This is a genomic window from Cupriavidus sp. 05L310, assembly GCF_056398185.1.
In genome coordinates this window covers 1-26,545 of sequence record NZ_JBFTOX010000014.1, presented here as the reverse complement: position 1 = coordinate 26,545, position 26,545 = coordinate 1, and the positions used below count along the sequence as shown (strand labels likewise).

At 66.9% G+C, this 26,545-nt stretch carries 29 protein-coding genes; 19 read left to right on the top strand and 10 right to left on the bottom strand.

Features of this window, described 5'->3' with window-relative positions; genetic code table 11:
• Window positions 1-384: a cupin domain-containing protein gene (locus tag AC1DS6_RS12385; RefSeq protein ID WP_035862823.1), complete on the top strand. Its 384-nt coding sequence runs from the start codon at window positions 1-3 to the stop codon at window positions 382-384.
• Between the two features lie 25 nt (window positions 385-409).
• Here the strand turns inward: AC1DS6_RS12385 and AC1DS6_RS12380 are convergent, their stop codons facing one another.
• Entirely contained in the window at window positions 410-949 is a 540-nt protein-coding gene (locus AC1DS6_RS12380; protein ID WP_441628511.1) for a hypothetical protein, read from the bottom strand.
• Window positions 950-1,184: 235 nt separating this feature from the next.
• Window positions 1,185-2,219 carry a Bug family tripartite tricarboxylate transporter substrate binding protein gene (locus AC1DS6_RS12375; protein WP_441628509.1) on the bottom strand — a complete coding sequence of 345 codons (1,035 nt, stop codon included), beginning with the start codon at window positions 2,217-2,219 and terminating at the stop codon, window positions 1,185-1,187.
• A 242-nt stretch (window positions 2,220-2,461) separates the two neighbouring features.
• Here AC1DS6_RS12375 and AC1DS6_RS12370 point away from each other — a divergent pair, with 242 nt between their 5' ends.
• Both AC1DS6_RS12370 and AC1DS6_RS12365 read left to right on the top strand, forming a co-directional pair.
• Window positions 2,462-4,252: an IlvD/Edd family dehydratase gene (locus tag AC1DS6_RS12370; protein WP_477102542.1), complete on the top strand. Its 1,791-nt coding sequence runs from the start codon at window positions 2,462-2,464 to the stop codon at window positions 4,250-4,252.
• Window positions 4,253-4,262: 10 nt separating this feature from the next.
• On the top strand, window positions 4,263-4,988 hold the full coding sequence (locus tag AC1DS6_RS12365; protein WP_477102541.1) for a GntR family transcriptional regulator: 726 nt from the start codon (window positions 4,263-4,265) through the stop codon (window positions 4,986-4,988).
• Window positions 4,989-5,043: 55 nt separating this feature from the next.
• Here the strand turns inward: AC1DS6_RS12365 and AC1DS6_RS12360 are convergent, their stop codons facing one another.
• Window positions 5,044-5,970, bottom strand: coding sequence for a LysR family transcriptional regulator (locus AC1DS6_RS12360; protein WP_477102540.1), 927 nt, complete (start codon window positions 5,968-5,970; stop codon window positions 5,044-5,046).
• A gap of 199 nt (window positions 5,971-6,169) precedes the next feature.
• Between AC1DS6_RS12360 and AC1DS6_RS12355 the strand changes: the two genes are divergently transcribed.
• The gene (locus tag AC1DS6_RS12355; RefSeq protein WP_441628501.1) at window positions 6,170-7,144 is read left to right on the top strand and encodes a 3-hydroxyacyl-CoA dehydrogenase family protein; all 975 of its coding nucleotides are present in this window, start codon (window positions 6,170-6,172) and stop codon (window positions 7,142-7,144) included.
• A gap of 62 nt (window positions 7,145-7,206) precedes the next feature.
• Entirely contained in the window at window positions 7,207-8,049 is an 843-nt protein-coding gene (locus tag AC1DS6_RS12350) for a beta-keto acid cleavage family enzyme (protein WP_441628499.1), read from the top strand.
• Between the two features lie 23 nt (window positions 8,050-8,072).
• On the opposite strand, the gene AC1DS6_RS12345 is transcribed toward AC1DS6_RS12350, so the two are convergent.
• Window positions 8,073-8,339 carry a hypothetical protein gene (locus AC1DS6_RS12345; protein ID WP_035862830.1) on the bottom strand — a complete coding sequence of 89 codons (267 nt, stop codon included), beginning with the start codon at window positions 8,337-8,339 and terminating at the stop codon, window positions 8,073-8,075.
• A gap of 109 nt (window positions 8,340-8,448) precedes the next feature.
• Between AC1DS6_RS12345 and AC1DS6_RS12340 the strand changes: the two genes are divergently transcribed.
• From AC1DS6_RS12340 to AC1DS6_RS12285, 12 genes are all read left to right on the top strand, one after another.
• Window positions 8,449-8,682 (top strand): hypothetical protein, encoded by a 234-nt coding sequence (locus AC1DS6_RS12340; RefSeq protein ID WP_441628497.1) that lies wholly within the window; start codon window positions 8,449-8,451, stop codon window positions 8,680-8,682.
• 183 nt (window positions 8,683-8,865) lie between these two features.
• Window positions 8,866-9,507, top strand: coding sequence for a CDP-alcohol phosphatidyltransferase family protein (locus AC1DS6_RS12335; protein WP_441628495.1), 642 nt, complete (start codon window positions 8,866-8,868; stop codon window positions 9,505-9,507).
• A 30-nt stretch (window positions 9,508-9,537) separates the two neighbouring features.
• On the top strand, window positions 9,538-11,319 hold the full coding sequence (locus tag AC1DS6_RS12330) for a bifunctional alpha/beta hydrolase/class I SAM-dependent methyltransferase (RefSeq protein ID WP_441628493.1): 1,782 nt from the start codon (window positions 9,538-9,540) through the stop codon (window positions 11,317-11,319).
• Entirely contained in the window at window positions 11,319-12,734 is a 1,416-nt protein-coding gene (locus AC1DS6_RS12325; RefSeq protein ID WP_477102582.1) for a phosphatase PAP2/dual specificity phosphatase family protein, read from the top strand. The genes AC1DS6_RS12330 and AC1DS6_RS12325 overlap by 1 nt, the downstream gene beginning before the upstream one ends.
• The gene (locus AC1DS6_RS12320) at window positions 12,715-13,185 is read left to right on the top strand and encodes a hypothetical protein (protein WP_441628491.1); all 471 of its coding nucleotides are present in this window, start codon (window positions 12,715-12,717) and stop codon (window positions 13,183-13,185) included. Before AC1DS6_RS12325 ends, AC1DS6_RS12320 begins: the two co-directional genes overlap by 20 nt.
• 6 nt (window positions 13,186-13,191) lie before the next feature.
• Window positions 13,192-13,818, top strand: coding sequence for a lysophospholipid acyltransferase family protein (locus AC1DS6_RS12315; protein ID WP_477102539.1), 627 nt, complete (start codon window positions 13,192-13,194; stop codon window positions 13,816-13,818).
• 6 nt (window positions 13,819-13,824) lie between these two features.
• A complete protein-coding gene (locus AC1DS6_RS12310; protein WP_441628487.1) occupies window positions 13,825-14,787 on the top strand; it encodes a phosphatidate cytidylyltransferase in 963 nt (320 codons plus the stop codon).
• Window positions 14,788-14,934: 147 nt separating this feature from the next.
• Window positions 14,935-16,341 (top strand): saccharopine dehydrogenase C-terminal domain-containing protein, encoded by a 1,407-nt coding sequence (locus tag AC1DS6_RS12305; RefSeq protein WP_441628485.1) that lies wholly within the window; start codon window positions 14,935-14,937, stop codon window positions 16,339-16,341.
• A complete protein-coding gene (locus AC1DS6_RS12300; protein ID WP_441628483.1) occupies window positions 16,338-17,510 on the top strand; it encodes a glutathionylspermidine synthase family protein in 1,173 nt (390 codons plus the stop codon). The genes AC1DS6_RS12305 and AC1DS6_RS12300 overlap by 4 nt, the downstream gene beginning before the upstream one ends.
• 20 nt (window positions 17,511-17,530) lie before the next feature.
• Window positions 17,531-18,295 carry a hypothetical protein gene (locus AC1DS6_RS12295; protein WP_441628481.1) on the top strand — a complete coding sequence of 255 codons (765 nt, stop codon included), beginning with the start codon at window positions 17,531-17,533 and terminating at the stop codon, window positions 18,293-18,295.
• A 104-nt stretch (window positions 18,296-18,399) separates the two neighbouring features.
• On the top strand, window positions 18,400-18,798 hold the full coding sequence (locus AC1DS6_RS12290) for a DUF350 domain-containing protein (protein WP_045241058.1): 399 nt from the start codon (window positions 18,400-18,402) through the stop codon (window positions 18,796-18,798).
• Window positions 18,799-18,960: 162 nt separating this feature from the next.
• On the top strand, window positions 18,961-19,278 hold the full coding sequence (locus tag AC1DS6_RS12285) for an H-NS family nucleoid-associated regulatory protein (protein WP_441628479.1): 318 nt from the start codon (window positions 18,961-18,963) through the stop codon (window positions 19,276-19,278).
• Window positions 19,279-19,321: 43 nt separating this feature from the next.
• Here the strand turns inward: AC1DS6_RS12285 and AC1DS6_RS12280 are convergent, their stop codons facing one another.
• The 6 genes from AC1DS6_RS12280 to AC1DS6_RS12255 all read right to left on the bottom strand — a co-directional run bounded on the left by AC1DS6_RS12280 (window position 19,322) and on the right by AC1DS6_RS12255 (window position 23,927).
• Window positions 19,322-19,708 carry a copper-binding protein gene (locus AC1DS6_RS12280; protein WP_441628477.1) on the bottom strand — a complete coding sequence of 129 codons (387 nt, stop codon included), beginning with the start codon at window positions 19,706-19,708 and terminating at the stop codon, window positions 19,322-19,324.
• Between the two features lie 42 nt (window positions 19,709-19,750).
• Window positions 19,751-20,236, bottom strand: coding sequence for a cupredoxin domain-containing protein (locus AC1DS6_RS12275; protein ID WP_441628475.1), 486 nt, complete (start codon window positions 20,234-20,236; stop codon window positions 19,751-19,753).
• A gap of 29 nt (window positions 20,237-20,265) precedes the next feature.
• Window positions 20,266-21,579, bottom strand: coding sequence for a multicopper oxidase family protein (locus AC1DS6_RS12270; RefSeq protein ID WP_441628473.1), 1,314 nt, complete (start codon window positions 21,577-21,579; stop codon window positions 20,266-20,268).
• A gap of 2 nt (window positions 21,580-21,581) precedes the next feature.
• Window positions 21,582-23,036 (bottom strand): TolC family protein, encoded by a 1,455-nt coding sequence (locus tag AC1DS6_RS12265; RefSeq protein ID WP_441628471.1) that lies wholly within the window; start codon window positions 23,034-23,036, stop codon window positions 21,582-21,584.
• 9 nt (window positions 23,037-23,045) lie between these two features.
• Complete coding sequence (locus AC1DS6_RS12260; protein ID WP_441628469.1) at window positions 23,046-23,351, bottom strand: hypothetical protein; 306 nt, start codon at window positions 23,349-23,351, stop codon at window positions 23,046-23,048.
• A gap of 87 nt (window positions 23,352-23,438) precedes the next feature.
• The gene (locus AC1DS6_RS12255) at window positions 23,439-23,927 is read right to left on the bottom strand and encodes a hypothetical protein (protein WP_477102538.1); all 489 of its coding nucleotides are present in this window, start codon (window positions 23,925-23,927) and stop codon (window positions 23,439-23,441) included.
• Window positions 23,928-24,104: 177 nt separating this feature from the next.
• Between AC1DS6_RS12255 and AC1DS6_RS12250 the strand changes: the two genes are divergently transcribed.
• Both AC1DS6_RS12250 and AC1DS6_RS12245 read left to right on the top strand, forming a co-directional pair.
• Window positions 24,105-24,779 carry a heavy metal response regulator transcription factor gene (locus tag AC1DS6_RS12250; protein WP_035862957.1) on the top strand — a complete coding sequence of 225 codons (675 nt, stop codon included), beginning with the start codon at window positions 24,105-24,107 and terminating at the stop codon, window positions 24,777-24,779.
• Between the two features lie 25 nt (window positions 24,780-24,804).
• Window positions 24,805-26,247 carry a heavy metal sensor histidine kinase gene (locus tag AC1DS6_RS12245; RefSeq protein ID WP_441628463.1) on the top strand — a complete coding sequence of 481 codons (1,443 nt, stop codon included), beginning with the start codon at window positions 24,805-24,807 and terminating at the stop codon, window positions 26,245-26,247.
• Window positions 26,248-26,545 lie beyond the last annotated feature (298 nt).

The window sequence follows — 26,545 nt, the reverse complement described above, 5'->3', positions numbered from 1 at the left end:
ATGGCATCGCTGACGCCGGTACTAGCCTATGAGCGAATCCATGCCGACGCAGCCGGAGAATCCCACTTCGGGCCGGTTGCGATCGAGACCGTCCCCCGCCAGTTCGCTCCGCCCGCGCCGGCGTTCAACGTTTCGGCGTTCGGGCAGGCATCCCGCTACGGTTTCCTGCTGCTGCCTTGCGGGTGGCGCGGCGAACTCCATCCTTCCCCAATCCGCATGTGGATTGTCCTGCTCAGTAGTGAGATGGAGTTCGAAGCTTCGGACGGGCAGCGCCGGTCCCTCGGCGCGGGAAGCGCATTGCTGCTGGAAGACGTTACCGGCAAGGGCCATCTGAGCCGGGTGACGGGCAATGCGGCGGCCTCCATGCTGGTGGTCGAGGTCTAGTTGACCTGGGCAACCGCGCTCCGGCTTATTCCGCTGCCGCGCCCGGCCTGGCGTCGGCCGGTGCTGCCAGCAGCGGCGTTTTGCGCTGCGCGGGTTCGGCTGTTGCTACAGGCAGCGGCTTGGCGCCCGGCAGGCAGGCCGCGACCCACCCCGTCATCGCCACGCTCATGTTGGGCAGGGTGCTGCCATAGTCCGGCAGGAAATCCCGTCCCATCAGGCACCACTGAAACGGATCCTGACCGGTCATCGCGGCGAGCTGGCGTTGCAGTTCGCCGGTAAATTCCCCGTTCGCGCCGAACAGGATTTCTTGCAGGCTGTTGGCATACGCGGCAAAGTGCTCGGTAATCACGTCGGCCAGTTCCGGCCGGAACAAGGCGAAGCCCAGCGGCTGCGTTACCGCTTCGCGAAAGTACTCGCTGCTCTCGGCGACCGCGGCCCTGGCGGTTTCCAGGTTCAGCGCGCCGATCTTCTGGGCCACTTGCGCCCACGCGCCAACCAGGCCAAAAGCCATGCCCGGATAGGGCGCGGGCACTTCGATGACTTCGGAGTGAGAGGGGGTGGCCATAAGCGTCTCCGATGGACGATGCAACGCGTGCGAAGGGATTTCGCCGGTGGCAATCATTGCTTGCTGCGGCGCAGCATTGCGCTTGTCATGATAGGCGCAATCATCGGGGTGTCAAGAGCCGGAGCGAACTGCGCCCGCCGCGTCACTTGCGCGACGGGGCGGGCAACGCCATGCCGGATGCGAGGGCTCGCATGGCCAGCCCTCGGGCGTTCCGCCGCGCTTAGTTCCGCCGCGTTTACTCAGGCTTGACACCGGCTTCCCGGATCACCGCCGTCCATTTCGCCAGCTCGGACTTGATGCGGGCCTGCGTTTGCGCCGGCGTGGTCCAGGTGGCGATGGCACCTTGCTTGAGCAGCGAGGCCTTCACGTCGGGTTCGGCGAGGATCTTCTTCAGTTCCGCGTTGAGCCGGTCCACCACTGGGGCCGGGGTGCCGGCCGGCGCCACGATGCCGAACATGGAGTTGACCTCGAAGTCCTTCAGGCCCGCTTCGCTGGCGGTCGGGACATCAGGCAGCGCCGTCACGCGCTCGCTGGTGGTGACGGCCAGCGCGCGGATCTTGCCGCCTTTGACGTAGGCCTGCGCCGCCGGCACGGTCTCGACCATGCTGAGCACCTGGCCGCCGATCAGATCGGTCATGGCGGGGCCGCTGCCTTTGTACGGCACGTGCAGCATGTCCACGCCCGCCATGCGCTTGAACATCTCGCCGGCCAGGTGCTGCGGCGAACCGTTGCCGGCGGAGGCGAAGGTAATCGTGCCGGGGGTGGATTTGGCCAGCGCGATCAGTTGCGGCAGGCTGCTGGCCTTGACGCTGGGATTGACCACGAACACCAGCGGCACGGTGCCGACGATTGCCACCGGGGCAAAGCTTTTCTCGATGTCATAGGAAACGCGGCTCTTGTACAGCGCAGCGTTGATCGCATGGCTGGTCAGCGCGCCCATCAGCAAGGTGTAGCCGTCGGCCGGAGCCTTGGCCACCAGTTCCGCGCCGATATTGCCGGCGGCGCCGGCACGGTTGTCGACCACGACCTGTTGGCCTAGCGCGCTGGACAGGTGCTGGGCCAGCGTGCGGCCAATGACGTCGGTGGCGCCACCAGGGGGATAGGGCACAACCAGCCGGATCGGCTTGGAAGGATAGTCGGCCGCGGCGGCCAGGCCGGGGAAGGCGATGGCGCCTGCCAGCAACGCGCCGGCAGTGGCCAGGACGGAAAGCAACAGTTGGCGCCGGGGCGCGGAAACGCTGTGGCGAGCGGGGCGTCGAATGCCGGTCATGAGGATCTCCTGCGCCGGGTTGGTATGAATGGGAAAACTTGCGCTGCAGTGCAGCGCGGGACGCCCGGCTCGTCGCTACGGCAGAGTGTAGGGGGCGTCTCTTGATTGAAGAATCAGAAGTTTTCTATCGACTGATCTGAATTTTCAATTAAAGCCAGCGGATCCAATTTCCCATTGCGTCGGTATTGCCGTGCCAGCTATCATGCCCTCCTGGATTATCAATAATATTATTGGAGATAAGAATGGCCGGCTCCCAAGACTCCCCCAAGAACCCCTCTACTGCGGCGCAGGACCCCTTCGAGCCCGCGCATGACGCCGAGAGCGGGCTGGGCAAGGGGCTGACCAACTACGGTGACAAGGGCTTTTCGCTGTTTCTGCGCAAGGCCTTCATCAAGGGCGCGGGCTATACCGACGACGCGCTTTCGCGCCCGGTGATCGGCATCGTCAACACCAACAGCAGCTACAACCCTTGCCATGGCAACGCACCGCAGCTGGTGGAAGCCGTGAAGCGCGGCGTCATGCTGGCGGGCGGGCTGCCGGTGGACTTTCCCACCATCTCGGTGCATGAGAGCTTCTCCGCGCCGACCAGCATGTACCTGCGCAACCTCATGTCGATGGACACCGAGGAAATGATCCGCGCCCAGCCGATGGATGCGGTGGTACTGATCGGCGGTTGCGACAAGACGGTGCCCGCGCAACTGATGGGCGCGGCCTCGGCCGGCGTGCCGGCGATCCAGCTGGTCACGGGTTCGATGCTGACCGGCTCGCATCGCGGCGAGCGCGTGGGTGCCTGCACGGACTGCCGCCGCTATTGGGGCCGCTACCGCGCCGAGGAGATCGACGCGGCCGAGATTGCCGACGTGAACAACCAGCTCGTTGCCAGCGTGGGCACCTGCTCGGTGATGGGCACGGCCAGCACCATGGCCTGCCTGACCGAGGCGCTCGGCATGATGGTGGCGGGCGGCGCCTCGGCGCCAGCGGTCACAGCCGACCGCGTGCGGGTGGCCGAGCGCACCGGCACCACCGCCGTGGCCATGGCCCGCTCCGGCCTGACGCCGGACCGTATCCTTACCGGCAAGGCCATCGAGAACGCCATCCGCGTGCTGCTGGCCATCGGCGGGTCCACCAACGGCATCGTGCACCTGACCGCCATCGCCGGCCGGCTGGGCATCGACATCGACCTGGCGGGGCTGGACCGCATGAGCCGCGAGACGCCGGTACTGGTTGACCTGAAACCCTCCGGCCAGCACTACATGGAAGACTTCCACGCGGCGGGCGGCATGCCGGCGCTGCTGCGCGAGCTGCGCCCGCTGCTGCATCTCGACACGCTCACCGTATCCGGCCGCACGCTGGGCGAGGAACTGGACGCCGCGCCCGCGCCGTTCGCGCAGGATGTGATCCGTCCCTTCGATGCGCCGATCTACCCGGTGGGGGGCCTTGCCGTGCTGCGCGGCAACCTCGCTCCGGGTGGCGCCATCATCAAGCAGTCCGCCGCCGATCCGGTGCTGATGGAGCATGAAGGGCGCGCGGTGGTGTTCGAGAATGCCGAGGACATGGCCCTGCGCATCGACGACGAGACTCTCGACGTGAGGGCCAACGACATCCTGGTGCTCAAGCGCATCGGGCCAACCGGCGCCCCCGGCATGCCCGAGGCCGGCTATATGCCGATTCCCAGGAAGCTTGCACGCGCCGGCGTCAAGGACATGGTGCGCATCTCGGACGGCCGCATGAGCGGAACCGCGGCCGGCACCATCGTGCTGCACGTTACGCCGGAAGCCGCCATCGGCGGCCCGCTTGCCCACGTGCGCAGCGGTGACCGCATCCGCTTGTCGGTAGCCCGGCGCGAGATATCCCTGCTGGTCGACGACGCCGAACTGGCGCGCCGTGCGGCCGAGCATGAGGTGGTGCGGCCCACCGCCGAGCGCGGCTATCGCAAGCTGTTCCTGGCCACGGTGACGCAGGCCGACCAGGGCGTGGACTTCGATTTCCTCCGCGCCGCGCAGACCAACGAAACCGTGCCGCGCCAGTCCTGAGGGCCTTGTCATGGATCGACCAACCCGTGCAGGTACGCATGCGCAGGCGGCGCAGGGCAACCAGGACGATGCGCCCGGCAGCGGTGCGGATGCGCTGCTGGCCGCCGCCGCCATCCTCGAGGAAGACATCGTCTTCGGCTTGCTGAGTCCGCGCGAGCGGCTGGTCGAGGACGACCTGATGGCGCGCTTTGGCCTGAAGCGCCATGTGGTGCGCCAGTTGCTTGTCACGCTGGAAGGCATGGGCGTGGTCGAGCGCAAGCGCAATGTCGGTGCCGTGGTGCGGGCCTTTCCGGCGCGCGAGGTGATGGAGCTGTATGCCTTGCGGGAGGTGCTGGAAGCGCACGCCGCCAGCCTGATCGCGCTGCCGGTGCCGCCGGTGCGCCTGCAGGCGCTGGTGTCGGTGCAGCAGGAACACGACGTCGCCGTAGCCGCCGGCGATGCGCGCGCCGTGTTCCGCATCAACCAGCGCTTTCATCGCGAGCTGTTCGCGCTGGTCGATAACGCGGTGCTGCGGCAAGCCATCGAGGAATACGCGCGGCGCGCCCATCCGATCCGCTTTGGCTCGCTGGCGGCGGCGGGCTATCGCGAACGCGCCAGGCAGGAGCACTGGGCCATGATCGAAGCATTGCGCGAAGGGCGGCGCGAGGCATTGATTGCGCTGTGCCGCAATCACCTGCTGCCTTCGCGCGATGCTTACCTTGCGGCGGAGCGTGAACGCGCCGGCGGGCCGGCATAGTATTGATTCGCGTGCCACCAGGCCGGCGCGCCGGGCGAGGTGGCCGTCACGCCTCTCATACGGCTGCGGGCACGCCGCCGCCGGCCTGGGCCAGGTGGGCGCGCAACACGCCGACCAGAGCCGCCGCCGCCGGCGACAGGCTGCGGTTGCGCGCTGTCACCAGCCCGATGGAGCGCTCCGTCACCGGCGCGGTGAGCAGGCGCTCGACGATGCCGGACTGGCGCACGGTGCCGGCCGCGATCTCCGGCAGCGCGGCAACGCCGAAGCCGCATTCCACCATCGCCGCGATGGTGGCAAGGTGCTCGGCCTCGAACACCGGCTGGAAGCGGATCCGGTTCTGCAGGAAAGCCCATTCGGCATACTGGCGCACGCTGCTGGGGTGCGTCATCGAAACGTGTTCGGCGCTGACAGTGTCGGCCCACCGCAGCGGCCCCTTGCCCTGCGCCAGCGGGTGCTCGCCGGGAATCAGCAGCACGAAGCGGTCCGACATCATGGGGTCATAGTGCAGGTCGGCCTGCTGCGGGTCGGCTGCTGTCAGCGCGAAATCCACCTCGCCGGCGCGCACCAGGTCGAAAGCGGGGCCGGAGAGCGTGTCGTAGACCTTCAGCGTAACCTTGGGGTGGTCCCGGCGATAGGCCATCAGCACGCGCGGCAGCAAACGGGCGGCCAGCGACGGCAGGGCGGCCACGGCAACCTGGCCGCGTTCGGCGCTGGCAATGCCGCTGACCGCATCGATGGCATCGCGGAAGGCCGCCTGCAGGATCGCCGCCTGCTGCATGAAGACCTCGCCCGCCGCGGTCAGCCGCACCGTGCGCGTGGTGCGGTCGAACAGCCGCACGCCCAGGGAATCCTCGATGCGCAGGATCTGGGTCGAAAGCGCCGACTGCGACAAGTGCAACTGCCCCGCGGCCTGGCGGAAGTTAAGGGTCCGGCCAAGCACCAACGTGGTCTCGACATCGCGCATCGACAGGTTGATTTTCATGGGATTGATCTCATCTGCCGATCATTTTATCCAAAAAATCTGATTCATCAATCAAAGCGGCTTGTCTACACTGGCGCTCGATCCCGCCAGACCGGGGCGCCATGACCAATGGCAAAGCGCTGCGTTAGCCATATTTGCATGGCAAGCGTGGTCACGCTGCCCCAACGACAACGCCCGACAGACAGTACAAAGGAACACCATGGCCGAAGCCCCCGTAACCTTTTCTCTAGCCGCTCCCGGCGCCACCCATGCCGTGGTGGTGGGCGGCGGCACCATGGGCGCCGACGTGGCCGTGGTGCTCGCCCGCGCGCACTGCCGCACCACGGTGGTGGAGACCGAGGCGCAGCGCGCCGCCGCGGTGGCGGCAAAGGTCGCCGCCAATCTTGCGGCGATCGGGCCGGCAGCCGAAGCCGGCCTGGCCGGGCTGACCGTGGCCCCATCGCTCGAAGCCGTCGACTGGAGCACCGTGGACCTGGTGATCGAATGCATTCCCGAGCGGCTCGACATCAAGCGCGCCCTGTTCGCCGACCTGGTGCAGCGCGCGCGCCCCGACGCCATGCTTGCCAGCAATAGTTCCAGCTTTCCGATCAGCGCCATCGGCGAAGGCCTGCCCACCCGCGAGCGCATGTTCGGCTTGCATTTCTTCATGCCTGCGCACCTGGTTCCGCTGGTGGAGGTGGTGTTGGGAGAGGGCAGTGCCGAGGCTGGCGCGGACGCCCTGATCGCCTTCATGCGCCGTTGCGGCATGGTGCCGGTCAAGGTGAAGAAAGACTTGCCCGGTTTCCTCGCCAATCGCCTGCAGCACGCCTTGTCGCGCGAAGCTTTCGATCTGATCGACCGCGGCATCGCTTCGCCCGAGGATGTGGACGCGGCGGTGCGCTTCGGCTTTGGCTTCCGCTTCCTGGCCGCAGGGCCGGTCATGCAGCGCGACCATGCCGGCATCGACGTGCACGCGGCGGCCGGCGCTACCATGTATCCCACCTTCAACAACTCGGCGGTGCCGGCCCGGTGCCTGACCGAGCGCGCGGCGGACGGCCGCCACGGCATGAAGAGCGGCGAAGGGTTTTACCAGTGGACGCCCGAGACCATCGCGGCCGAACGTGAGCGTTACGATCGCTTGCTGCGCGCGGGGCTAGACCTGATCGCGCCGGAGCTGCCCAAGATCCAACCCTGAACCTTTCAGTATCCGACTGAGGCCTGCCGGGCGACCCCGGCCACACCGACACCGAGTGCAATATGAGTGAACAAATTTTGCTGGCGGATTCGCCGCTGATCATTACCGTGGCGCCCAATGGCGCCTACAAGACCGCCGCCGACCACCAGGCCGTGCCGACGACCGCGGCGGCGCTGGCGGCCGAGGCGCGGGCTTGCCTCGAAGCCGGCGCGGCCATGATGCACATGCACGTGCGCCAGCCCGACGGGCGCCACTCCCTGGATGCGCAGATCTATCGCGAAGCGCTTGCCGCCGTGAAGCGGGAGGTCGGCGATCAACTGCTGGTGCAGGTGACCAGCGAAGCCGCCGGCATCTACCGCGCCGCGGAACAGATCGCGATGGTGCGCGAACTCCGTCCCGAGGCGGTTTCCATCGGCTTGCGCGAAATCGCGGTGCCGGATATCCCCGAGGCGGAACTGGGCGATTTCCTGGGCTGGCTGGCGCGGGAGCGGGTGATGGCGCAGATGATCCTGTACGACGCGGCCGATGTAGCGCGCTGGCAAGCGCTGCGCGCGCGCGGCCTGGTGCCGCCGGGGGCATGGTCGGTGCTGTTTGTGCTGGGCCGGTATTCGGCGGGGCAGGTTTCGTCACCACGCGACCTGCTGCCGTTCCTGCAGGCCTTCGACGGCACGCTGCCGTGGGCGATCTGCGCCTTCGGGCGCGAGGAGAATGCCTGCGTGACCACGGCCGCCGCCTTTGGCGGGCATGTGCGGGTGGGCTTCGAGAACAACCTGAAGCTGCGCGATGGCAGCACCGCGCCAGGCAACGCGGCGCTTGTCGGGCAGGCGGCGGAGGGAGCGCGGACGCTGGGCCGCCCGCTAGCCACGGCCGAGCAGGCCAGGCATATCTACAGCGAGATCCGCTGAATCCCGGCGATCAGCGAGGAGGCTCATGCGCCGTCGCTGAACTTGTCGCGCGTGCCGTTGCGGGCGCCGTCGGTGAAGGGGTCGCGCGCGCCGTTGTGCGCGCCATCGGTGAACGGGTCGCGCGCACCGAGCTTGCTGGCGCCCTGCGTATAGATATCCCGGGCCTGGCCGGTGGCGGCACCGTCAAGGTACGGGTCGACACTGCGCGAGGCGGCGCTGGCGAGGCCGGCGGCACCGGCCAGCGTGGTGGCAATGGCAGTGGCCAGCAGGGCTTGCTTGAGAGTACGCATTCTTTTTCTCCGAGGATTCAAGGGGGCGGCGACCGGCATGGATCGACCGTGCTGACAGTCTAAAAAGCACGCGCCCACGGCAACATGACTGGCACATGACAATGCTGTCATGCATGTCCCCGACCGCCAGGCCGGGCAGCCAGGTACTCAACCACTGCCCGCGCTATGCCGTGCGGTTGCTGGCCCGGCCTTTCGATTTCTCCAAATTCTTGCAATTTCGCGCAATGCCCGTCAGGACATCCAAAATATTGCGAAATCGCGCCGCATCTCCAATCATGTAAAGCAACGCAGCGCGCTGCCGCAGCCTGTCAAACGTGTCTTGAATGTGTCGAAAATCTCATAAATTCTTAAAAAATGACGTAAGCGTGCAATATCCGGCTATGCTTGCCGATTGTCGGGAACGCAGCACACCGGACGGGCGCCAAGGAGGCGGCCGGGAGGCCGGGGCAGGGAACTGACATGGCCGGTTGCCGTGCGTACAGGCACCATGGCCGCCAATAACATAAGGCCTCAACGGCCATGGAACATGACGCTTTACCAGATCAAACCGAAATTCCAGGCACTTCTGCGACCGTTGGTGAAGCACCTCGCCGCGCGCGGCGTGACCGCCAACCAGGTGACGCTCGCCGCCGCCGCGGGCTCATTGGTCATTGGCGCCCTGGTGGCCGCGCTGGCCTGGCTGCCCGCAGTCTTCCTGCTGATGCCAGTCTGGCTGTTCATGCGCATGGCCCTTAACGCCGTCGACGGCATGCTGGCGCGCGAACATGGCCAGCAAAGCGTGCTGGGCGCCTATCTCAACGAACTGGGCGACATCGTCTCCGATCTTGCGCTGATCCTGCCATTTGCCCTGGTTTCGCCTTTCGGCGCGGGGGAGGTCATGGTCTTCGCCGTCCTGGCCGTGATCGTCGAGTGCGCCGGCCTGATCGGGCCGCTGGCCGGCGCCAGCCGGCGCTATGACGGCCCGCTTGGCAAGAGCGACCGGGCCCTGGTGCTGGGCGCGCTGGGCTTGTGGGTCGGGCTCGGCCTGAGCCTCGCATATGCCGCGCACTGGTTGTGGGTACTGTTGTCGCTGCTGTCGCTGCTTACCATCGCCAACCGGGTGCGCCGCGGCGTGGCCGAGGCGGAACAGCTACGCCAGGCACGTGCACAGGCGGCACCGCGCGCCTGATCCTCTTCCCAACCCGTGGAGTGATACTACGTGGATAGTCAAACCAGCCGTACCCCCGTCGAGGCGCAGTTCGAAACCCACGATGGCCAGTCGCTGTTCTACCGGCATTGGCCAACCGCGGACAACGCACCGCAGGGCGCCGTCGTGCTGTTCCACCGCGGGCATGAGCACTCGGGCCGTATCGCCCACCTGGTGGACGAACTGGGCTTGCCCGGCCACGCATTCTTCGCCTGGGACGCGCGCGGCCATGGACGTTCGCCCGGCGAGCGCGGCTATAGCCCCAGCCTGGCCACGTCCGTGCGCGATATCCAGACCTTTGTCGACCATATCGCGGCGGTCCATGGCATCCCGGTGGAACGCATCGCGGTGGTAGCCCAGAGCGTGGGCGCGGTACTGGCTTCCACCTGGGTGCATGACTATGCACCGCGGATTCGCTGCCTGGTGCTTGCCTCGCCAGCGTTCAAGGTCAAGCTTTACGTGCCGTTCGCGCGGCCAGGCCTGAAGCTCATGCACAAGCTGCGTGGCAAGTTCTTCGTCGACAGCTACGTCAAGGCGAAGTTCCTGACGCACGACCTGGAACGCATTGCCAGTTATCAGCAAGATCCGCTGATTACGCGTCCGATCGCGGTCAATATCCTGCTGGATCTCTACGAGACGGCCGATCGCATCGTGGCCGATGCGGCCGCCATCACTGTGCCCACGCAATTGCTGATCTCTGGCGCCGACTGGGTGGTGCACCGCGCGCCGCAGGACGCGTTTTACGAGCGCCTGGGTTCCAGCGTCAAGGAGCGCATCGTGCTGGACGGCTTCTACCACGACACCCTCGGCGAGCGCGATCGGGCGCAGGCTGTGGCGGCGGCGCGGCGCTTTATCGTGCGCGAGTTCGAATCGCCATCGCCGCCTGTCACGCTGCTCGACGCCGACCGCAGCGGCGCTTTCAAGGAAGAGTCAGACCGGCTGGCGCGTCCGCTGTCCGCGGCCAGCCCGGCCGGCATCTACTGGGCCTTGACGCGGGCTGGCCTGAAATTCGGCGGCCTGCTGTCCGACGGCGTGCGGCTCGGGCACCAGACCGGATTCGATTCGGGCTCCACGTTGGATTACGTTTACTGTAATCAGGCGCAAGGGCGGTTTGGCGTCGGTCCGGTGGTCGACCGCAACTACCTGGACGCCATCGGCTGGCGGGGGATTCGCCAGCGCAAGGTGAATATCGAGGAACTGCTGGGCATGGCCATCGGCAGCCTGCGCGCTGCCGGCGCGCCGGTGCGCATCGTCGATATCGCCGCGGGCCACGGCCGCTACGTCCTGGAGGCGCTGGCCGCCAAGGGCTTCAATGGCACTGCCGCGCAACAGGTGCAAAGCATTCTGCTGCGCGACTACAGCGATATCAACGTCATGCAGGGGCGCGCGCTGATCCGCAGCAAGGGGCTTTCCGATATCGCCCGCTTCGAGAAGGGCGACGCCTTCGACGGCGACGATCTCGCGGCGCTCGACCCGGCTCCCACGCTGGCCATTGTCTCCGGCCTCTATGAACTGTTCGGCGACAACGCCATGGTGGCGCGTTCGCTGGGCGGACTGTCGCGCGCGGTGCCCCCCGGCGGCTATCTGGTCTATACCGGCCAGCCCTGGCACCCGCAGCTGGAATTCATCGCGCGCGCGCTCACCAGCCACCGTGCCGGCTCGGCGTGGGTGATGCGGCGCCGCTCGCAGGCGGAGATGGACGAACTGGTCCGGCAGGCTGGTTTCGAGAAGGTTGCGCAGCGTATCGATCCGTGGGGCATCTTCACGGTCAGCCTGGCGCGCAGGACGGCATGATGCTGCGCGAGCAGGGCGAGGACAGGGCGGGAAGGGGAGCTGCCGTGGCGCCCGCCGAGGCTCGTCCATGGGGCCTGGCGCTGGTCCTGCTGGCCGGCATTGGGGCCTTGTTCTTTTCCTCGTATGGTCTGGCCAACTGGCTGGCGAGCCAGCGCGCCGAAGTCCCGTTCTTTTACTTTGAATGGGAGCGGCGCATACCCTTCGTGCCCTGGAGCATCGTGCCGTACTGGTCGATCGACCTGCTCTACGGCTTGTCGTTCTTCCTGTGGCGCACGCGTGCCGAACTGCTCGTGCACGCCAGGCGCCTGCTGGCGGCGCAAGTGATCTCGGTGGCGTGTTTCATCGCCTTCCCCTTGCGCTTTGCCTTCGACCGCCCGCAGGCTGACGGCTTGCCCGGTCACCTGTTCACGTTGCTGGGTGGCTTCGACAAGCCGTTCAACCAGGCGCCCTCGCTGCATATCAGCTTGCTGGTGATCCTGTGGGTGGCTTACGCCATCCACGCGCGAGGCGGATGGCGCTGGCTGCTGCACGGCTGGTTCGTCCTGATTGGCGTGTCGGTGCTGACCACATACCAGCACCATGCCATCGACGTGCCTACCGGCTGGCTGGTGGGCTGGTTCTGCGTCTTCCTGTTTCCCTTCGGGCAGGGGCGGTGGATTGGCGGGCCCGCTGCCCGCGCCCGCACGCGGCAGCTTGCCGGGCGCTACGCCGCCGGTGCCGTGGCCGTAGGCGCGGTTGCCTTGGCGCTGTTGCCGGTGTCGGCGCTCGCGGCGCTGCTGCTGGGCTGGCTGGCCCTGTCCCTGGCTTGTGTCGCGGCGATATACCGGCAAGGCGTGCCTGGCCTGTTCCAGAAGGGACACGACGGCACGATGCCGATGGCCGCGCACTGGGTGCTGGCGCCTTATCTGCTAGGGGCGCTCGCCAATTCGCGCTGGTGGACCCGCAGCCAGTCCGGCGCCAGCGAGATCGTGCCCGGGCTTTGGGTCGGCCGTTTTCCCGGCGGCGGCGAACTGCGCCGGCTCGGGGCGGATGCCGTGCTGGACCTGACCGCCGAGCTGCCGCGGCTGGCAAGCGCTACGCTGTATCGTTGCGTGCCGGTGCTGGACCTGACCGTGCCGACGCAGGCGCAACTGGATGAAGCGGTGGCCGTGCTCGACACATGGCATCGCGACGGCCGCAAAGTGCTTGTATGCTGCGCGCTTGGCTACTCGCGCAGCGCGCTGGTGGCAGCCGCCTGGCTGGCAGGCCGTGCCGGCGCGCACGATGCCGGACAGGCGCTGGCGCTGCTGCGCAAGGGCCGGCCGGCCGTGGTGCTGGGCCCGGACAGCGTGGACGCGCTGTCGCAATTCGTCGGCCGCCGGCAGGCGGCTGCACAGTCTTCAGGGGGAGCAGGCTATGTCGGTCCCGATGCATGATGACGAGCCCCTCGGCGTTGCCGCGCAGCGCTGGGTGGCGCACGCCGCGGTGGGTGGCCTCGACGGCGCGGCACGGCTGCTCTGGGCCGGGCTGGTGCTGGCGCTGATCAACCTGCTGCTGGCCGGCACCTTGTCGCCGGCGGGCCAGGTCTACCTGGTGCTGGGCATCGTGGCGGCCCTGTCCGGCGCCGTGCAGTTGTGGCTGCTGGCGCGGGTGGCAATCGATCACCGGCTGTTCGCGGCGCTTGCCGATATTTCGCAAAGCGCCGGCACGGACGAGATGCTGGGCTCGCTGGACCAGGCGCTCGTGCGGCTGGGCTGGGCCAGGCCCGGGTCCGGCGGGCGCTCCCTGGCGCAACGCGCTCGCGGCGCATTGCGCTTCCTTCACTGGGCGGGGGCGCTGGCTGCCCTCCAATTACTGGTGGCCTTGCTGCTACTGCTGCTGAGATAACGGAAGATGTGGCTTTCCAAACTGGTGGCACGCGCCATCATCCTGTTCGCGCGCCTGCTGACCGGCATGCAGGCCCGCTGGAACGGCTGCCTGCCCGCCGCGGTGCAGCGCATCTACTTTGCCAACCACAGCAGCCACGGCGATTTCGTGCTGATCTGGGGCTGCCTGCCGCCGGACCTGCGGCCGCTGACGCGGCCGGTGGCGGGCGCGGACTACTGGAACAAATCGGGCTTGCGCCGTTTCATCGGCAAGGATGTGTTCAACGCGCTGCTGATCGACCGCACACGCAGCGACCCGGGCAGCGACCCGGTGGCACTGATGGAGCATGCCGTGCGCCGCGGCGACTCGCTGATCCTGTTTCCCGAAGGCACGCGCAATACCACCGACGAGCGGCTCCTGCCCTTCAAGAGCGGCATCTACCACCTGGCGTGCGTTTGCCGGGACGTGGAGTTCGTCCCCGTGTGGATCGATAACCTCAACCGCGTGATGCCCAAGGGCGAGTTCGTGCCGGTGCCGCTGCTGTGCACCGTTACCTTCGGCAAGCCGCTGACCCTTGGCGCGGAAGAAGCCAAGGACGATTTCCTGGCGCGCTGCCGCGCAGGCCTGTTGTCGCTGGCGCCTGCGCTGGACTGAGAACCTATGAACCTTCCTCACCTGACCATGATGCACGAGACCTGGCTGCTGTTCGGCGGGGTGCTGGGCGTGCTTGTGCTGGCCTCCATCGTGACCGCGCTGCTGCGCTGGCGCATTGCCCGGGGCGGCCCGCATGCGGTGATCGATAATCTGGCCGCGCGGGTATCGGCGTGGTGGTGGATGATCGGCGTGCTCGGGGTGGCGTTCGCCGCGGGGCGGACCGCCATTGTCGTGCTGTTTTATCTGTTGTCGTTCTTCGCCTTGCGCGAGTTCATCACCATCACCACCACCCGGCGCGGCGATCACCGCGCCATCGTCGCCGCCTTCTTCGTCTTCCTGCCGCTGCAGTATGTGCTGGTGCATATCGGCTGGTATGGGCTGTTTTCGATTTTTATCCCGGTCTACGCCTTCCTGATCCTGCCCATCCTCTCGGCGCTGTCGGCGGAGACCACGCGCTTCCTCGAACGCTGCGCGGGAGTGCAGTGGGCAGTGATGATCTGCGTGTTCTGCATCTCGCACGTGCCTGCGTTGCTGACCTTGCCGATTCCCGGCTTCGAGGATCGCAACCTGTTGCTGATCGCCTTCCTGGTGATCGTGGTGCAGGGCAGCGACGTGTTGCAGTACGTGTGGGGCAAGCTGCTCGGCAAGACCAAGATCGCGCCGCTGCTGTCGCCGTCGAAGACGGTGGAAGGCTTTATCGGCGGCGTGGCCAGCGCCACCGCGCTGGGTGCCTCGCTGTGGTGGATCACGCCCTACGGCTCTCCCTGGAAAGCGGGCCTGATCGCGCTGGTGATTGCCTTGATGGGTTTCCTTGGCGGACTGGTGATGTCGGCCATCAAGCGCGACCGCAACATCAAGGACTGGGGCCACATGATCCAGGGCCACGGCGGCATGCTGGACCGGCTGGATTCCGTAGTGTTCGCCGCGCCGATCTTCTTCCACATCACCCGTTACTGGTGGGTGCCCTGAGCGGAGCGTCCGCGCGCCGCCCCGTTCTCGCCCATTGGTCTCATCCATTCACTTCGCCATTCAGTCTGTCACCTTGAGTCGTCTTGAAGGCGTACGGACTCTTTACCGGTACGGCACCCGAGGTGCCCGGCCGGCAGCCATATCACCATGTCAAGCAAGCGCATCGAGCAAATCGTTATTGTCGGGTTCGGCTGCATCGGCCAGGCCATCCTGCCATTGCTGGCCCATGCCTACCCGGAGGCCGCCGTCACGGTGGTGGACCGGGCGATGGACGCGCACCGGCTGTCACTCGCGTCGCAATACCGCGCGGCGCCAGTGCATGCCACCGTCACACCCGGGAGCCACACCCGGCTGCTGGGCCCGTTGCTCGGGCCGCAAACCTTCCTGCTCAACCTGGCGCCTGCAGTATGCAGCCGCGACCTGATCGCGCTCGCGCAGGCGCACCAGTCGCTTTACCTCGATAGCGGCATCGAGCCCTGGGACTACGAGGACGCTGCGGACGCTTCCCCGCTCGGCAATTACGCCTTGCGCAGCGAAATGCTGGCGTTTGCCCACGGCCGCGAGCGGATGTCCACCGCGCTGGTCGCGCACGGCGCCAACCCCGGCCTGGTTTCCCTGCTGGTCAAGGCCGCCTTGCTGAAACTGGCGCGGCACGCGGGCATCCCCGGCTTGCCCGACGCGCAGCCAGCGGATCGGGCCGGCTGGGCCGCGCTCGCGCGCCGGCTCGATGTGCGCGTGATCCAGGTGGCCGAGTACGACAGCCAGTCCGCGCCGGGCTATCCCGCGCACGGCGAGTTCGCCAACACCTGGTCGGCCGACGGCTTCATCACCGAATGCCTGCAGGACGCCGAACTCGGGTGGGGCAGCCATGAGCCGGCGCTGCCCCCGGAGGGCAGGCGCCACAGCTACGGCAGCGGCGCGGCCATCGTGCTGGACCGGCCCGGCCATCGCACGCGCGTGCGTTCCTGGTCCGCGCTGCATGGGCCGTTCGATGCCTACCTGATCACGCACAACGAGTCGATCTCGATTGCCGAGTACCTCAGTTGTACCGCGCATGGGCAGCCGCCGTACCGGCCCACCGCCTACTACGCCTATCGGCCCACCCGGGCCACGCTGGCTTCGATGCAGTGGCTGGGCGAGCGCGACGCAGGCCGTATTGCCAGCCACCGTATCCTCAAGGCAGAGATCACGGATGGCGTGGACGAACTCGGCGTGCTGCTGATGAGCGGACGTTACGGCGCGGTGTGGCACGGTTCGCAACTCGACATACAGCGGGCTCGCGCACTGGCGCCGCACAACTCCGCCACCAGCCTGCAGGTGGCTTCCAGCATCGTCGCCGCGATGCGCTGGGCGCAGGCCAATCCGGCGCGTGGTGTCACCGAGTCCGATGCCATGGATCACCAGGCGGTGCTTGAGCACGCCGCCGGGTGGTGGGCGCCGCTGGTTACCCGCTTTACCGACTGGACGCCCATGCCGGGCCGCCGCACGCTGGCCTTCGACGAATTCCTCCTTGCCGCTCCCGCGCCCCTGGCCGCGGAAATTGCCCTGCCATGAAACGTGTTCCACAGACCCCGCGCGCCGACTGGCCGCAGCAGCTTGAGCGCATCGGCTTTCATTTCCACTCGCTCGACGAACAGAACCTGCCGCGCCAGGTAGACCGCAATACCTTCTTCTACTGGCGCGAGGATGTTGCCTATGAGTTTGAGGCACAGGAGATCGAGGCGCTGTATGCCGCGGCGCTGGACCTGAACCAGCGCTGCCTGGAGGCCGTGCAGCACGTGATCGACCACGACCTGTTTGCGCGGCTCGCCATTGCCCCGGATTTCGCGGAGCTGATCCGCACCTCCTGGGATCGCGACGAGCCGACGCTGTTTGGCCGCTTCGACATGACCATGGATGCGCTTGGCGTGCCCAAGATGTACGAGTTCAACGCCGATACGCCCACCTCGCTGATCGAGTCGAGCCTGGCGCAGTGGTTCTGGAAGGAGGCCGTGCGGCCGGATGCCGACCAGTTCAACAGCCTGCACGAAGCGCTCGTGTCGCGCTGGCAATGGCTGCGCCGCCATTACCGCGACGCCACGGTATTGCACTTCGCCTGCATGTATGACAGCCAGGAAGATGTCTGCAATGTGGAGTACCTGATGGATACGGCGCTGCAGGCGGGCTGGTCGGTCAAGATGACCGAACTGGCGGAGGTTGGCTCCGATGGACGCGGCGGGTTCTTCGACGGCGACGACCGGCCGATGGAACTGGTGTTCAAGCTTTATCCGTGGGAATGGATGGCCACTTCCGATTACCGTGCCGAACTGGCGGGCAGCGCGGTGCGCTGGGTCGAGCCGCCATGGAAGGCCGTGCTGTCCAACAAGGCCATCCTGCCGATCCTGTGGGACTTGTTCCCCGGCCATCCCAATTTGCTGGAGGCTTCGTTCAGCGAGGGCACCTTTGCGGGGCGCTCATACGCGAGGAAGCCCTTCCTGTCGCGTGAGGGCGAAAGCGTGTCGCTGGTGACGCCGCAGGGCCGCTTCGAGAATCCCGGCGAGTACGGCGAGGAAGGCTTCATCTACCAGGCCTACGCGCCCGCGCAGCGCTTTGACGAACGGTTCACCACGCTCGGCGTATGGCTTGTGGATGACGTGCCCGCCGGCCTGTGCGTGCGTGAGGAACTGGGTCCGATCGCGAAGAACACCAGCTTCTTCGTCCCGCATTATTTTCAGCAATCGTAAGCCCGGAGAAAGACAGAGCAATGGCCAGGAAGAAAGGCAAGAAGGGCGGCCAGCCGTCAAAATACGGCAGCCCGTACCAGCCGCGGGCAAGCGGCTCCAGCCGGTCGGCATGGCCCGGCCAGGCTGCGTCCGTCCCGCGCGGCCAGCGCAAATCCCGCTCGCCGGCCCTGTGGCTGATCGGCGCCTGCGCGCTGGCTGCCGGCGTCGCGGCCATCGGCTCATGCAGCGACGACGGGGACGATGAAGCCGTGACCGTGCGGCGCGCCAGCTACGCATCGCAGGCCGACTGCGAAGCCGACTGGAATGCACCCGAGGATTGCGAGAGCGTGCCGGTTGACGATATCTACGCCTCCAGCCTCGCGGATACAGCCGGCAGCAATGCCGGCAGTGGCAATGGCAGCGGGAGCAGCGGCGGCGGCCATGGCGGTGGCTATCATGGTGGGTATTACGGCGGCACCGTGGCCCGCTGGTACGGGCCGTACTACACCCAGTCGGGTACGGTCTACCATCCCGACGGCACGCAGACCCGGCGCGATATGTCGGGCGGCGCCGCGCGTCCGATGGGCGTGTACGACAGTAACGGCAGCCTCTCCCGTATCGCCGAGGCGCCTGGCACGCCGCATGCGACCATGGTGGAGGAGGCCACGCTGCGCCGGAGCAGCCTCGGGCGCGGTGTGACCGGCGGTATCTCGATGCGATCGGCCGCGGTCAGCCGGGCGCCGGTATCCTCGCGCGGCGGCTTTACCAGCCGCTTTGGCGGGTCCGGCCGCTCAGGTGGCGGTTGAGGCGGCGCACCGCGCGATTCCATTTCTTGCTTGGCACACGATTTGACCTATCCGGCATGCTGTATCCGATCCAGGCGGCCGGTACGAAATAACCAGGAGTCCAAATGACATTCCCGCTGCAGCCGGTTTACGCCTACCTGATTTATATTCTCGCCAGTTTCGCCATGCTGGGATTATTCCTGTTGGTGTATACGCGCATTACGCCGCACCGTGAGTTCGAGTTGATCCGCCAGGGGAATGTGGCGGCCGCCTTATCGCTGGGCGGCGCGGTATTGGGGTTTTCTCTGACGTTGTCGGCCAGCATCCAGCACAATGCCGCCTTCTCGATGTTTGTGCTTTGGGGGTTCGGTGCCTTCGTGGTGCAGGTGCTGGCCTATGTGCTTGTGGCGCGGGCGCTGCACGGCGTCAGCGAACAAATTACTGCGGACAACCGCGGCATGGGCGCGCTGATGGGCGTAGTGTCGCTTTCCGCGGGCATCGTCAATGCCGCCTGCCTGGCATAGGCGCATGGCGGCGATGGGGATACCGCTTGGGAAATGTCTGTGCCAGCATGGGCGCAAGACCCTGTAAAATCGTGCCCTATACAGGCGGCTCGATCCGCCTGGCGATCCCCCTTCCTCCGCTTTGCTGGCCATCCGCCGCCGGGAAAGTCAATTACGAAAGTCATGTCAGAGTCTGATGAAGCCAAAATAGCCGCGGCGACGTGGGTCCGTGAGCAGATGGACCTCCACGGCCTCACGCTCGACGATTTACTTGAAGCGGGCTGTTTTGCTGCACCCCCGGCGCCTGCCCCGGTGATGCCGGCGGCGACACTTGCCGTTCCCGCACCGGCTCCCGCGCCGGCAGCAGAGGCGGAAAAACCCGCGCGGCCGCTGTACCGCAATGCCATGGGGCAGAGCTGGGACGGAACCGGCGAGCGCCCGGAATGGCTGCAGCGCGCGGTCAATGCCGGACAGACGATCGACTTTTTCCGCGTCGGATAACACTTCCGGGCATCCCCCGGGCGCCAAGCCCGCCGGGTGCGCCTCACTGCGCCGGAGGCTGCACCGCAAGCGTCGTTATCGTCAGCACGCCGTTGGCGCGGACCACGATGAACTTCACCCGGTCGCCTTCCTTGACCTGCTCCAGCAGGGCGGGGTCTTGCACACGGAAGATCATGGTCATGGCGCCCATATCCAGGTTGGCGATAGGGCCATGCCGGATGGTGAGCTTGCCGGCAGCGGCATCCACCTTGCGGATTTCGCCATCGGTCATGGGCGCTGCCTCCGCCTGGACCGCGCCGGGCGCCCCGGCGGCATTCCCGGTGTCCGCGGGATTGACGCTATTGCCAGTGTCGGCGGCGGCGCGGGCCGGCAGGATGGTGGCCGCCGCCAGCAGGGGCAGCAGCGCAAGCAGGATCTTGCGGATTTTCATGGGGATGCCTTCCTCATTGCTTGGTATTCGATACATGGATGTTTAGCGCACGCTGACCTGTCCCCGCATGCCGGCGTCATAGTGGCCGGGCAGCAGGCAGCCAAAGGCGACGTGGCCGCCGCGCGTGAAACGCCACAGCATTTCTCCGCTCTGTCCGGCTTCCAGCGTGACGGCATTGGGGTCGGCGTGTTCCATCCCGGGCATTTTCAGCATGTCGGCATAGTGGGCTTGCAGGTCGGCCTCGCTGCCGAGCACCATCTCGTGCCGTAGCTTGCCGGCGTTGCGGACGACGAAGCGGATGGTTTCGCCGGCCTGCACGGTGATGTCCGACGGGCTGAAGCGCATGTTGTCGGTCATGTCGACCTTGATGGTGCGGCTCACGCTGGCCGGATCGCCAGGCTCGCCGATGGCGCTGGGGCCATCGCCATGATGGCTGCCGTGGTTGCCCGCGGCGAGGGCGCTGGCGCACACAAGCGCGAGGGACAGGGCGCTGGCGGCGGCCGCGGCACGGGATTGCATTTTGCGCATCTTTTCTTTCCTTGATCGTGTTGACATGCTCATTGGTGCGATGAATGGCTTGCGCCGGGCGTGCCGGCGTACTCGAAGGCAACCGTGCCTTTCGGGTGGCGGTACCAGCCGGGGTCCCGGTAGTCGTTGCGGCCAAGGCCGGCGCGCACCTTGAGCACGCTGAACATGCCGCCCATCTCGATCGGCCCGAATGGTCCCTGCCCGGTCATCATCGGCAGCGTGTTGTCGGGCAGCGGCATTTCCATGCCGCCCATATCCGCCATGCCGGCCTCGCCCATCGCCATGTAGTCGGGCACCAGCGCATTCATGCGCTTGGCCAGGTCCTTCTGCTTGACGCCGATCATGGTCGGCATCTGGTGGCCCATGGCGTTCATGGTGTGGTGCGACTTGTGGCAGTGGAATGCCCAGTCGCCCGGGTTGTCGGCGACGAACTCGATCGCGCGCATCTGCCCCACCGCCACGTCGGTGGTGACTTCCGGCCAGCGCGCGGACGGCGGCACCCAGCCGCCGTCGGTGCCGCTCACCTCGAAGCGGTGCCCGTGCAGGTGGATCGGGTGGTTGGTCATGGTGAGATTGCCAAAGCGGATGCGCACGCGATCGCCCAGGCGCACCGGCAGGCTGTCGATGCCGGGGAACACGCGGCTGTTCCAGGTCCACATATTGAAGTCCGTCATCTCGGCCACGCGCGGTGTATAGGATCCGGGATCGATGTCGTAGGCCGAGATCAGGAAGACGAAGTCCCGGTCGACCCGCATCTGCGCGGGATCCTTCGGGTGCACCACCAGGAAGCCCATCATGCCCATCGCCATCTGCACCATTTCATCCGAATGCGGGTGGTACATGAAGGTGCCGGCGTGCTTCATCTCGAACTCGTAGACAAAGGTCTTGCCGGGTGGGATATGCGGCTGAGACAAGCCGCCCACGCCGTCCATGCCGGCGGGCAGGATGATCCCGTGCCAGTGCACGGTCGTGTGTTCAGGCAGCTTGTTGGTGACGAAGATGCGCACCTTGTCGCCTTCGACGCACTCGATGGTGGGGCCGGGGCTCTGGCCGTTGTAGCCCCACAGGTGGGCTTTCATGCCGGGCGCGAATTCGCGCTCGACGGGTTCCGCTACCAGGTGGAACTCTTTCCAGCCTTGGCGCATCCGCCACGGCAGGGTCCAGCCATTGAGCGTGGCCACCGGGTTGTACGGACGGCCGGTGGCGGGCGCCAGCGGCGGCTGGGTGGCGGCGCTGGCTTGCAGCGCGGCTTCGGGCAGCACCGCGGCGCCGGCGCGCGTCACCAGCGCCGCGCCGAGCATGGTGGCGCCGGAGCCATGCAGGAATTGTCTACGGGTAACCATGGTCATTGTCCTTTGGGCGAGGCCGGAAATGCCGGGCTTGCGGGGGCCGGGGGCGCATTGGAGGAAGAGGGCGATGCGGGCGGCGGCGAGACGCCGGCTTCCGGCAGCCGTCCGCCGAGCGCGCCCTGGAGCTCGGTTTCGGCCACCCAGTACTCGCGCAGCGCGTCGAGATAGCCATTCACCGCGCCCACCTGCTCGCGTGCATCGGCCAGCAGTTCGAATACGCTGACCAGCATGCCGTTGTAGCGCAGCAAGCCCTCGTCGGAGATGCGCTTGCGCAGCGGCACCACTTCGTCGCGGTAGTGCCGCGCGATGTCGTAGCGCGCCTGGTAGCCGGCATAGCTCTCGCGGACTTCCGAGCGGGCATTGATGGCGCTCTCCGCCAGCCGGCTGGCGGCTTGCATATAGACCGCTTCGGCGCGGGCCACGCGGGCGCCGCCCCAGTCGAACAGCGGGATCTCGATATCGATGCTGTAACCCGTTTCGCGCGGCTTGGCGGTCTCCGAGTTGCTCAGGTAGCTCACATCGAGCACGCTGATAAAGCGCGTCGCCCTGGTCAGGCCTAGCGAGCGTGCCAGGCTGTCCAGCTGCAACCGGCCGGCTTGCAGGTCAAGCCGGCTGGCAATGGCATAGCCCTCCAGGTCGGCCAGCGCGGGCCTGGCTTTAGGCAGGTCGGGCAAGCGCTCGGGAAGCCGGTATTGCGCGCCGGTACCCCACAGGCCGAGGCGGCGCGTCAGCTGCTCGCGCGCTGCCAGGGCCTGCTGGCGCGCACGCGCGAGTTGGGTGGCGGCGTCGGCATAGAAGGCTTGCTCGCGCGCGTGATCCAGCGCGCTGACGTTACCCGCCCGCGCGAGGTCGCGAGCGAACAGCGCGCCCGTCTCGGCGGCATTCTTCACCTGCTCGGCATAGCGTGCCGATTGTTCCGCGGCGACCGCATTGACGAAGGCTTTGCGCGTCTCCAGCGCTTGCCGCAGCAAGGTGTCGGCCACGGCCAGCCGGGTTTGGGCAAAGCGGTCCTGTTCGATGCGGGCCGCCAGCGGCAGCACCAGCAGGTTCATCAGGCCGACCGAGATGGCGCGGTCGATCTTCAGGTCGTCGCCCTGGCGCTTGCGGCTGAAGGAAAAACCAGGGTTGGGCAGGCGCGTGGCCTGCACGTATTCGGCCTCGGAGATACCGAGTTCGGCAAAGGCCGCCTGCAAGCCGGCGTTGTTGAGTAGCGCGATCTGTACCGCGCTGTCGGCATCGAGCGGCTGCGCCAGCAAGGCCTGGGTGCGCTCGAAGACGGCGGCGCGATCCTCATCGGAGCGCACCCAGAGGGCGTCCTTGCCGAGGCGTTCGCGCGCGGCGGTGGCCGCGGTGCCGAAGCCGCCATCAGGGGAAAATCCGGCGCAGCCGGCCAGCAGCAGGGCGCAAGCCGCTGCCGCCAGCCCGGGCCGGAATGGCAATCGGAGAGACATGCGGCGCCCTTAGTGGTGGTGGCCGTGGCTGGCGCTCGCCTGCCCAGGCGTGGCAGGCTTGCAAGCGGGTATCGGCGCGCCGGCGCTCGGCGCGTCCTTGCTTGCCGGGGGCGCGACCTGGGCATTGGACTCCCGCCATGGGGCGATCGGCTGGGCCTGGAACGGCACGTAGCCGGCGAGCACGTTCAGTGCCGGCAAGGGCGGCACGGATGCGCCGGGGTCGAGCGGATTGGCGGCAGGTGCGCTGGACTGGGCCGGCGACAAGGCCGGTCCGAGCAGCAGGCAAGCCGCCGCGAAAATGCGGACGAAATGCATGACAACCTCAGTGTTCGTGGGTGGCGCGGTTAGCGGCGCGGGGCAAAACGAACGGGGGATGAGCGTGCGCTGGGCGCACCTCGGGTGTCAGCAGCGTGCGGCGGGCGGGCGGTACGAGGGCGAGGGAAGGAAACCGGTATAGGCGGCCAGGGCGGCTGCCGGTGCGGCATGGCCGTGGCTGGCCAGGGCGAGTTCAGGCAGGATCGTGGGCATGACCGCCCCGAGCGCACAGGCGGCACAGGCGCTGCAGGCACCACCGGCGCCATGGCTGGCGTGGTGATCCTGCAGGCTGGATTGGTCGGCGATGTCTGTCACGTCGGCCTGGTCATGCGCCGGGTCCGCGGCGTCATGGCAGTGCGCGCTGGCATGGCCGCCAAGCGCATCCTCCGCCTGCGATTTCATTGCCGCATGACGTAACATCATCGATGTCATGGCAGGCGAATCGGTCGGCAGCCCGTGGGATCCCTGCACCGACTGCGCCGCGCTGCAGACCATCATGACTGCCGCCGCGACACCCTGTGCGGGCAGCGCGATCATGGCGAGACATAGCAGGAAGGAGCTCAGGAAACGTTTCATCGGGGCAGGAGAATGGCAGCCGTCATTGTACCTGCATTGAAAGGTGCGGAAGCGTGACGCGAACATGACAAACCTGTCATCTTTTGCCGCGGGGGGTTTTCCTCGTATAGCGTGTCGGTCTTGCCGGGCCGCGCAATAACCGGCGGATGGCCGGCAGATGGCTCGGAGTGAATGGAAATGCGCATATTGATTGTTGAAGACGAACCCAAGGCAGGCGACTACCTGCGCAAGGGCCTGACTGAATCCGGTTTCGTGGTGGACCTGGCACGCGACGGCGTGGACGGGCTTGCCCATGCGCGCGGCCAGGAGTACGACCTGATCGTGCTGGATGTGATGTTGCCGGGCATGGATGGCTGGCAGGTGCTCCAGGAACTGCGGCGCGAGCGCGATACGCCGGTCTTGTTCCTGACCGCGCGCGACGAGCTCTCGGACCGGCTCAAGGGCCTGGAGCTGGGCGCTGACGACTATATGGTCAAGCCCTTCGCTTTTGCCGAACTGGTCATGCGCATCCGTACCATCTTGCGGCGCGGCCCCTTGCGTGAAAGCGAGCTGATCGAAGTGGCGGACCTGCAGATCGACACAGTCAAGCGGCGTGTCACCCGCGACGGGCAGAAGCTCGAGCTGACCTCCAAGGAGTTCGCGCTGCTGCAACTGCTGGCGCGCCGCAGCGGCGAAGTGCTGTCGCGTTCGCTGATCGCCTCGCACGTATGGGACATGAATTTCGACAGCAATACCAATGTGGTCGATGTTTCCATCCGCCGGCTGCGCGCCAAGGTGGACGATCCCTTCCCCCGCAAGCTGATCCACACCCGCAGGGGCATGGGCTACGTACTGGAAGAGGAGGCCCTGTGAGCCGGGCGATGTCAGGGGCCGCCTCTTGATCCGCGCCGTACTGCGTCTGCCGGCATCGCTCACGGCACGGCTTGCGTTGGCCTATGGCGCCGCCACCGTGGCCATCCTGGTGGCCGTAGGCACTTACCTGGCGAGCGCGCTTGCCGCCCAGCTGCAGGATCGCGACGAGAGCGAACTGGTCAGCGAAGTCCTGCTGGTGCGGCACCTGCTGCGCGAAGTCAGTTCGGAGGAGGAGATCCGGGCCGACACACATCGCTTTGCCGATCTCGCGCTGGGCCATGAAGGCCTGATCCTGCTGGTACGCGGCAGCGAGGGCGCGCCGCTGGTGAGCCTCAATCCGCGCCATGAACCGGTGCCGGTGTTGCCCGTGCTGCCTGCCGAGACGCACCCCGATAAATCGCGGCTGCACACCTGGTACCCGCGCAACGGCGTTGCTTCACGCGGCATCTCCGCGCTTGGGCAACTGGGAGATTCCGATCGCGCGGTCGAGATCGTGGTGCTGCGCGACGCAGGGTACCGCGTCGCGCTGATGAAGGCATACCAGACCCAGATGCTCTGGGCCACGCTGTGCGGCGCGGCGGTGGCGGCCGGGTTGGGCTATCTGTTGGCCAGGCGCGGCTTGCGTCCGCTCAGGCGCATGGCCGAGGATGCCTCGGCCGTCACCATGAGCCGGCTTGCCACGCGCCTCGATGCCGGGCAGGCGCCCACCGAACTGCGCGCGCTGGTGGCTGCGCTTAACGACATGCTGGCGCGCCTGGAGGATGGCTTTCGCCGGCTCTCCGAATTCTCGGCCGACCTCGCGCATGATTTCCGCACCCCCATCAGCAACCTGATCGGCCAGACCCAGGTCACGCTCGGCCAGAGCCGGCCGGTGCAGGAGTACGAAAACCTGCTGGAGTCCAACCTGGAGGAATACGAGCGCCTGGCCCGCATGATCGAGAACATGCTGTTTCTCGCGCGTGCCGACCATGCGCAGGTGGCCATGAAGGTGCGCGAGCTGGACGCGAGGGCGGAGCTGGACAAGGTGGCAGAGTATTACGAGGCCGTTGCCGCGGACCGCGATATCAAGGTGCAGCTGGCGGGGCAGGGCAGCGTGCATGCCGACCAGACCTTGCTGCGCCGCGCGGTGACCAACCTCGTCGACAACGCCCTGCGCCATGCGCCCGCCGGCAGCGCCGTGGACATCCGGGTGGTGGCGGACGCCCATGCCACCAGGATCCGGGTGGGCAACGGCGGTGGCGGGATCGCACCGGAGGCGCTGCCGCATGTATTCGGGCGCTTCTACCGGGGAGATCCTGCGCGCAGCAATTCGGCGGCCTCCACCGGGCTCGGGCTGGCCATCGTCGACACCATCATGCGCCTGCATGGCGGCAGCGTCAGCCTGCGCAGCTTGCCTGGCGAGACGGTGGCGGAGCTGACGTTTCCGCTGATGCCTCAGGCGACCGGCGCGCGGCCGGCCAAGGTTTGAAGGTTAAGGGACGAAGCGCAGGGGAGCCGATTGTGCGGAGCCATGTCGACGGCTCTTCCCTGGCAGGCCAGGCCGCGCCCAAGGCGGGGTCATCGGACCTCGTCCACGCAGGCCCGTTTGAAGGGGCCCGCGTGAACTTCCCCAGGTCTTATTGAGACTTGTATAAATCATGACAACCGATTTGAGTCTGACGCGTTATCTGACCAAGGCGTTGATCGGGAGTCGATTGCATGGCTGGGAAGATGGACGAAGCGACCAGAAAGCGGGTTCGCGCTGGACGGATGCTGTTAGCGAACAA

Excerpts from the sequence above, each read along its gene's own strand:
- AC1DS6_RS12320 (WP_441628491.1), top strand. The coding sequence starts at position 12,715 with ATGTCGGTCCCGATGCATGATGACGAGCCCCTCGGCGTTGCCGCGCAG.
- AC1DS6_RS12300 (WP_441628483.1), top strand. The coding sequence starts at position 16,338 with ATGAAACGTGTTCCACAGACCCCGCGCGCCGACTGGCCGCAGCAGCTT.
- AC1DS6_RS12380 (WP_441628511.1), bottom strand. The coding sequence starts at position 949 with ATGGCCACCCCCTCTCACTCCGAAGTCATCGAAGTGCCCGCGCCCTAT.
- AC1DS6_RS12290 (WP_045241058.1), top strand. The coding sequence starts at position 18,400 with ATGACATTCCCGCTGCAGCCGGTTTACGCCTACCTGATTTATATTCTC.
- AC1DS6_RS12340 (WP_441628497.1), top strand. The coding sequence starts at position 8,449 with ATGCATGTCCCCGACCGCCAGGCCGGGCAGCCAGGTACTCAACCACTG.
- AC1DS6_RS12350 (WP_441628499.1), top strand. The coding sequence starts at position 7,207 with ATGAGTGAACAAATTTTGCTGGCGGATTCGCCGCTGATCATTACCGTG.
- AC1DS6_RS12360 (WP_477102540.1), bottom strand. The coding sequence starts at position 5,970 with ATGAAAATCAACCTGTCGATGCGCGATGTCGAGACCACGTTGGTGCTT.
- AC1DS6_RS12270 (WP_441628473.1), bottom strand. The coding sequence starts at position 21,579 with ATGGTTACCCGTAGACAATTCCTGCATGGCTCCGGCGCCACCATGCTC.
- AC1DS6_RS12295 (WP_441628481.1), top strand. The coding sequence starts at position 17,531 with ATGGCCAGGAAGAAAGGCAAGAAGGGCGGCCAGCCGTCAAAATACGGC.
- AC1DS6_RS12305 (WP_441628485.1), top strand. The coding sequence starts at position 14,935 with ATGTCAAGCAAGCGCATCGAGCAAATCGTTATTGTCGGGTTCGGCTGC.
- AC1DS6_RS12355 (WP_441628501.1), top strand. The coding sequence starts at position 6,170 with ATGGCCGAAGCCCCCGTAACCTTTTCTCTAGCCGCTCCCGGCGCCACC.
- AC1DS6_RS12370 (WP_477102542.1), top strand. The coding sequence starts at position 2,462 with ATGGCCGGCTCCCAAGACTCCCCCAAGAACCCCTCTACTGCGGCGCAG.
- AC1DS6_RS12260 (WP_441628469.1), bottom strand. The coding sequence starts at position 23,351 with ATGCATTTCGTCCGCATTTTCGCGGCGGCTTGCCTGCTGCTCGGACCG.
- AC1DS6_RS12325 (WP_477102582.1), top strand. The coding sequence starts at position 11,319 with ATGCTGCGCGAGCAGGGCGAGGACAGGGCGGGAAGGGGAGCTGCCGTG.
- AC1DS6_RS12335 (WP_441628495.1), top strand. The coding sequence starts at position 8,866 with ATGACGCTTTACCAGATCAAACCGAAATTCCAGGCACTTCTGCGACCG.
- AC1DS6_RS12265 (WP_441628471.1), bottom strand. The coding sequence starts at position 23,036 with ATGTCTCTCCGATTGCCATTCCGGCCCGGGCTGGCGGCAGCGGCTTGC.
- AC1DS6_RS12275 (WP_441628475.1), bottom strand. The coding sequence starts at position 20,236 with ATGCGCAAAATGCAATCCCGTGCCGCGGCCGCCGCCAGCGCCCTGTCC.
- AC1DS6_RS12250 (WP_035862957.1), top strand. The coding sequence starts at position 24,105 with ATGCGCATATTGATTGTTGAAGACGAACCCAAGGCAGGCGACTACCTG.
- AC1DS6_RS12315 (WP_477102539.1), top strand. The coding sequence starts at position 13,192 with ATGTGGCTTTCCAAACTGGTGGCACGCGCCATCATCCTGTTCGCGCGC.
- AC1DS6_RS12375 (WP_441628509.1), bottom strand. The coding sequence starts at position 2,219 with ATGACCGGCATTCGACGCCCCGCTCGCCACAGCGTTTCCGCGCCCCGG.
- AC1DS6_RS12365 (WP_477102541.1), top strand. The coding sequence starts at position 4,263 with ATGGATCGACCAACCCGTGCAGGTACGCATGCGCAGGCGGCGCAGGGC.
- AC1DS6_RS12310 (WP_441628487.1), top strand. The coding sequence starts at position 13,825 with ATGAACCTTCCTCACCTGACCATGATGCACGAGACCTGGCTGCTGTTC.
- AC1DS6_RS12385 (WP_035862823.1), top strand. The coding sequence starts at position 1 with ATGGCATCGCTGACGCCGGTACTAGCCTATGAGCGAATCCATGCCGAC.
- AC1DS6_RS12280 (WP_441628477.1), bottom strand. The coding sequence starts at position 19,708 with ATGAAAATCCGCAAGATCCTGCTTGCGCTGCTGCCCCTGCTGGCGGCG.
- AC1DS6_RS12285 (WP_441628479.1), top strand. The coding sequence starts at position 18,961 with ATGTCAGAGTCTGATGAAGCCAAAATAGCCGCGGCGACGTGGGTCCGT.
- AC1DS6_RS12345 (WP_035862830.1), bottom strand. The coding sequence starts at position 8,339 with ATGCGTACTCTCAAGCAAGCCCTGCTGGCCACTGCCATTGCCACCACG.
- AC1DS6_RS12255 (WP_477102538.1), bottom strand. The coding sequence starts at position 23,927 with ATGAAACGTTTCCTGAGCTCCTTCCTGCTATGTCTCGCCATGATCGCG.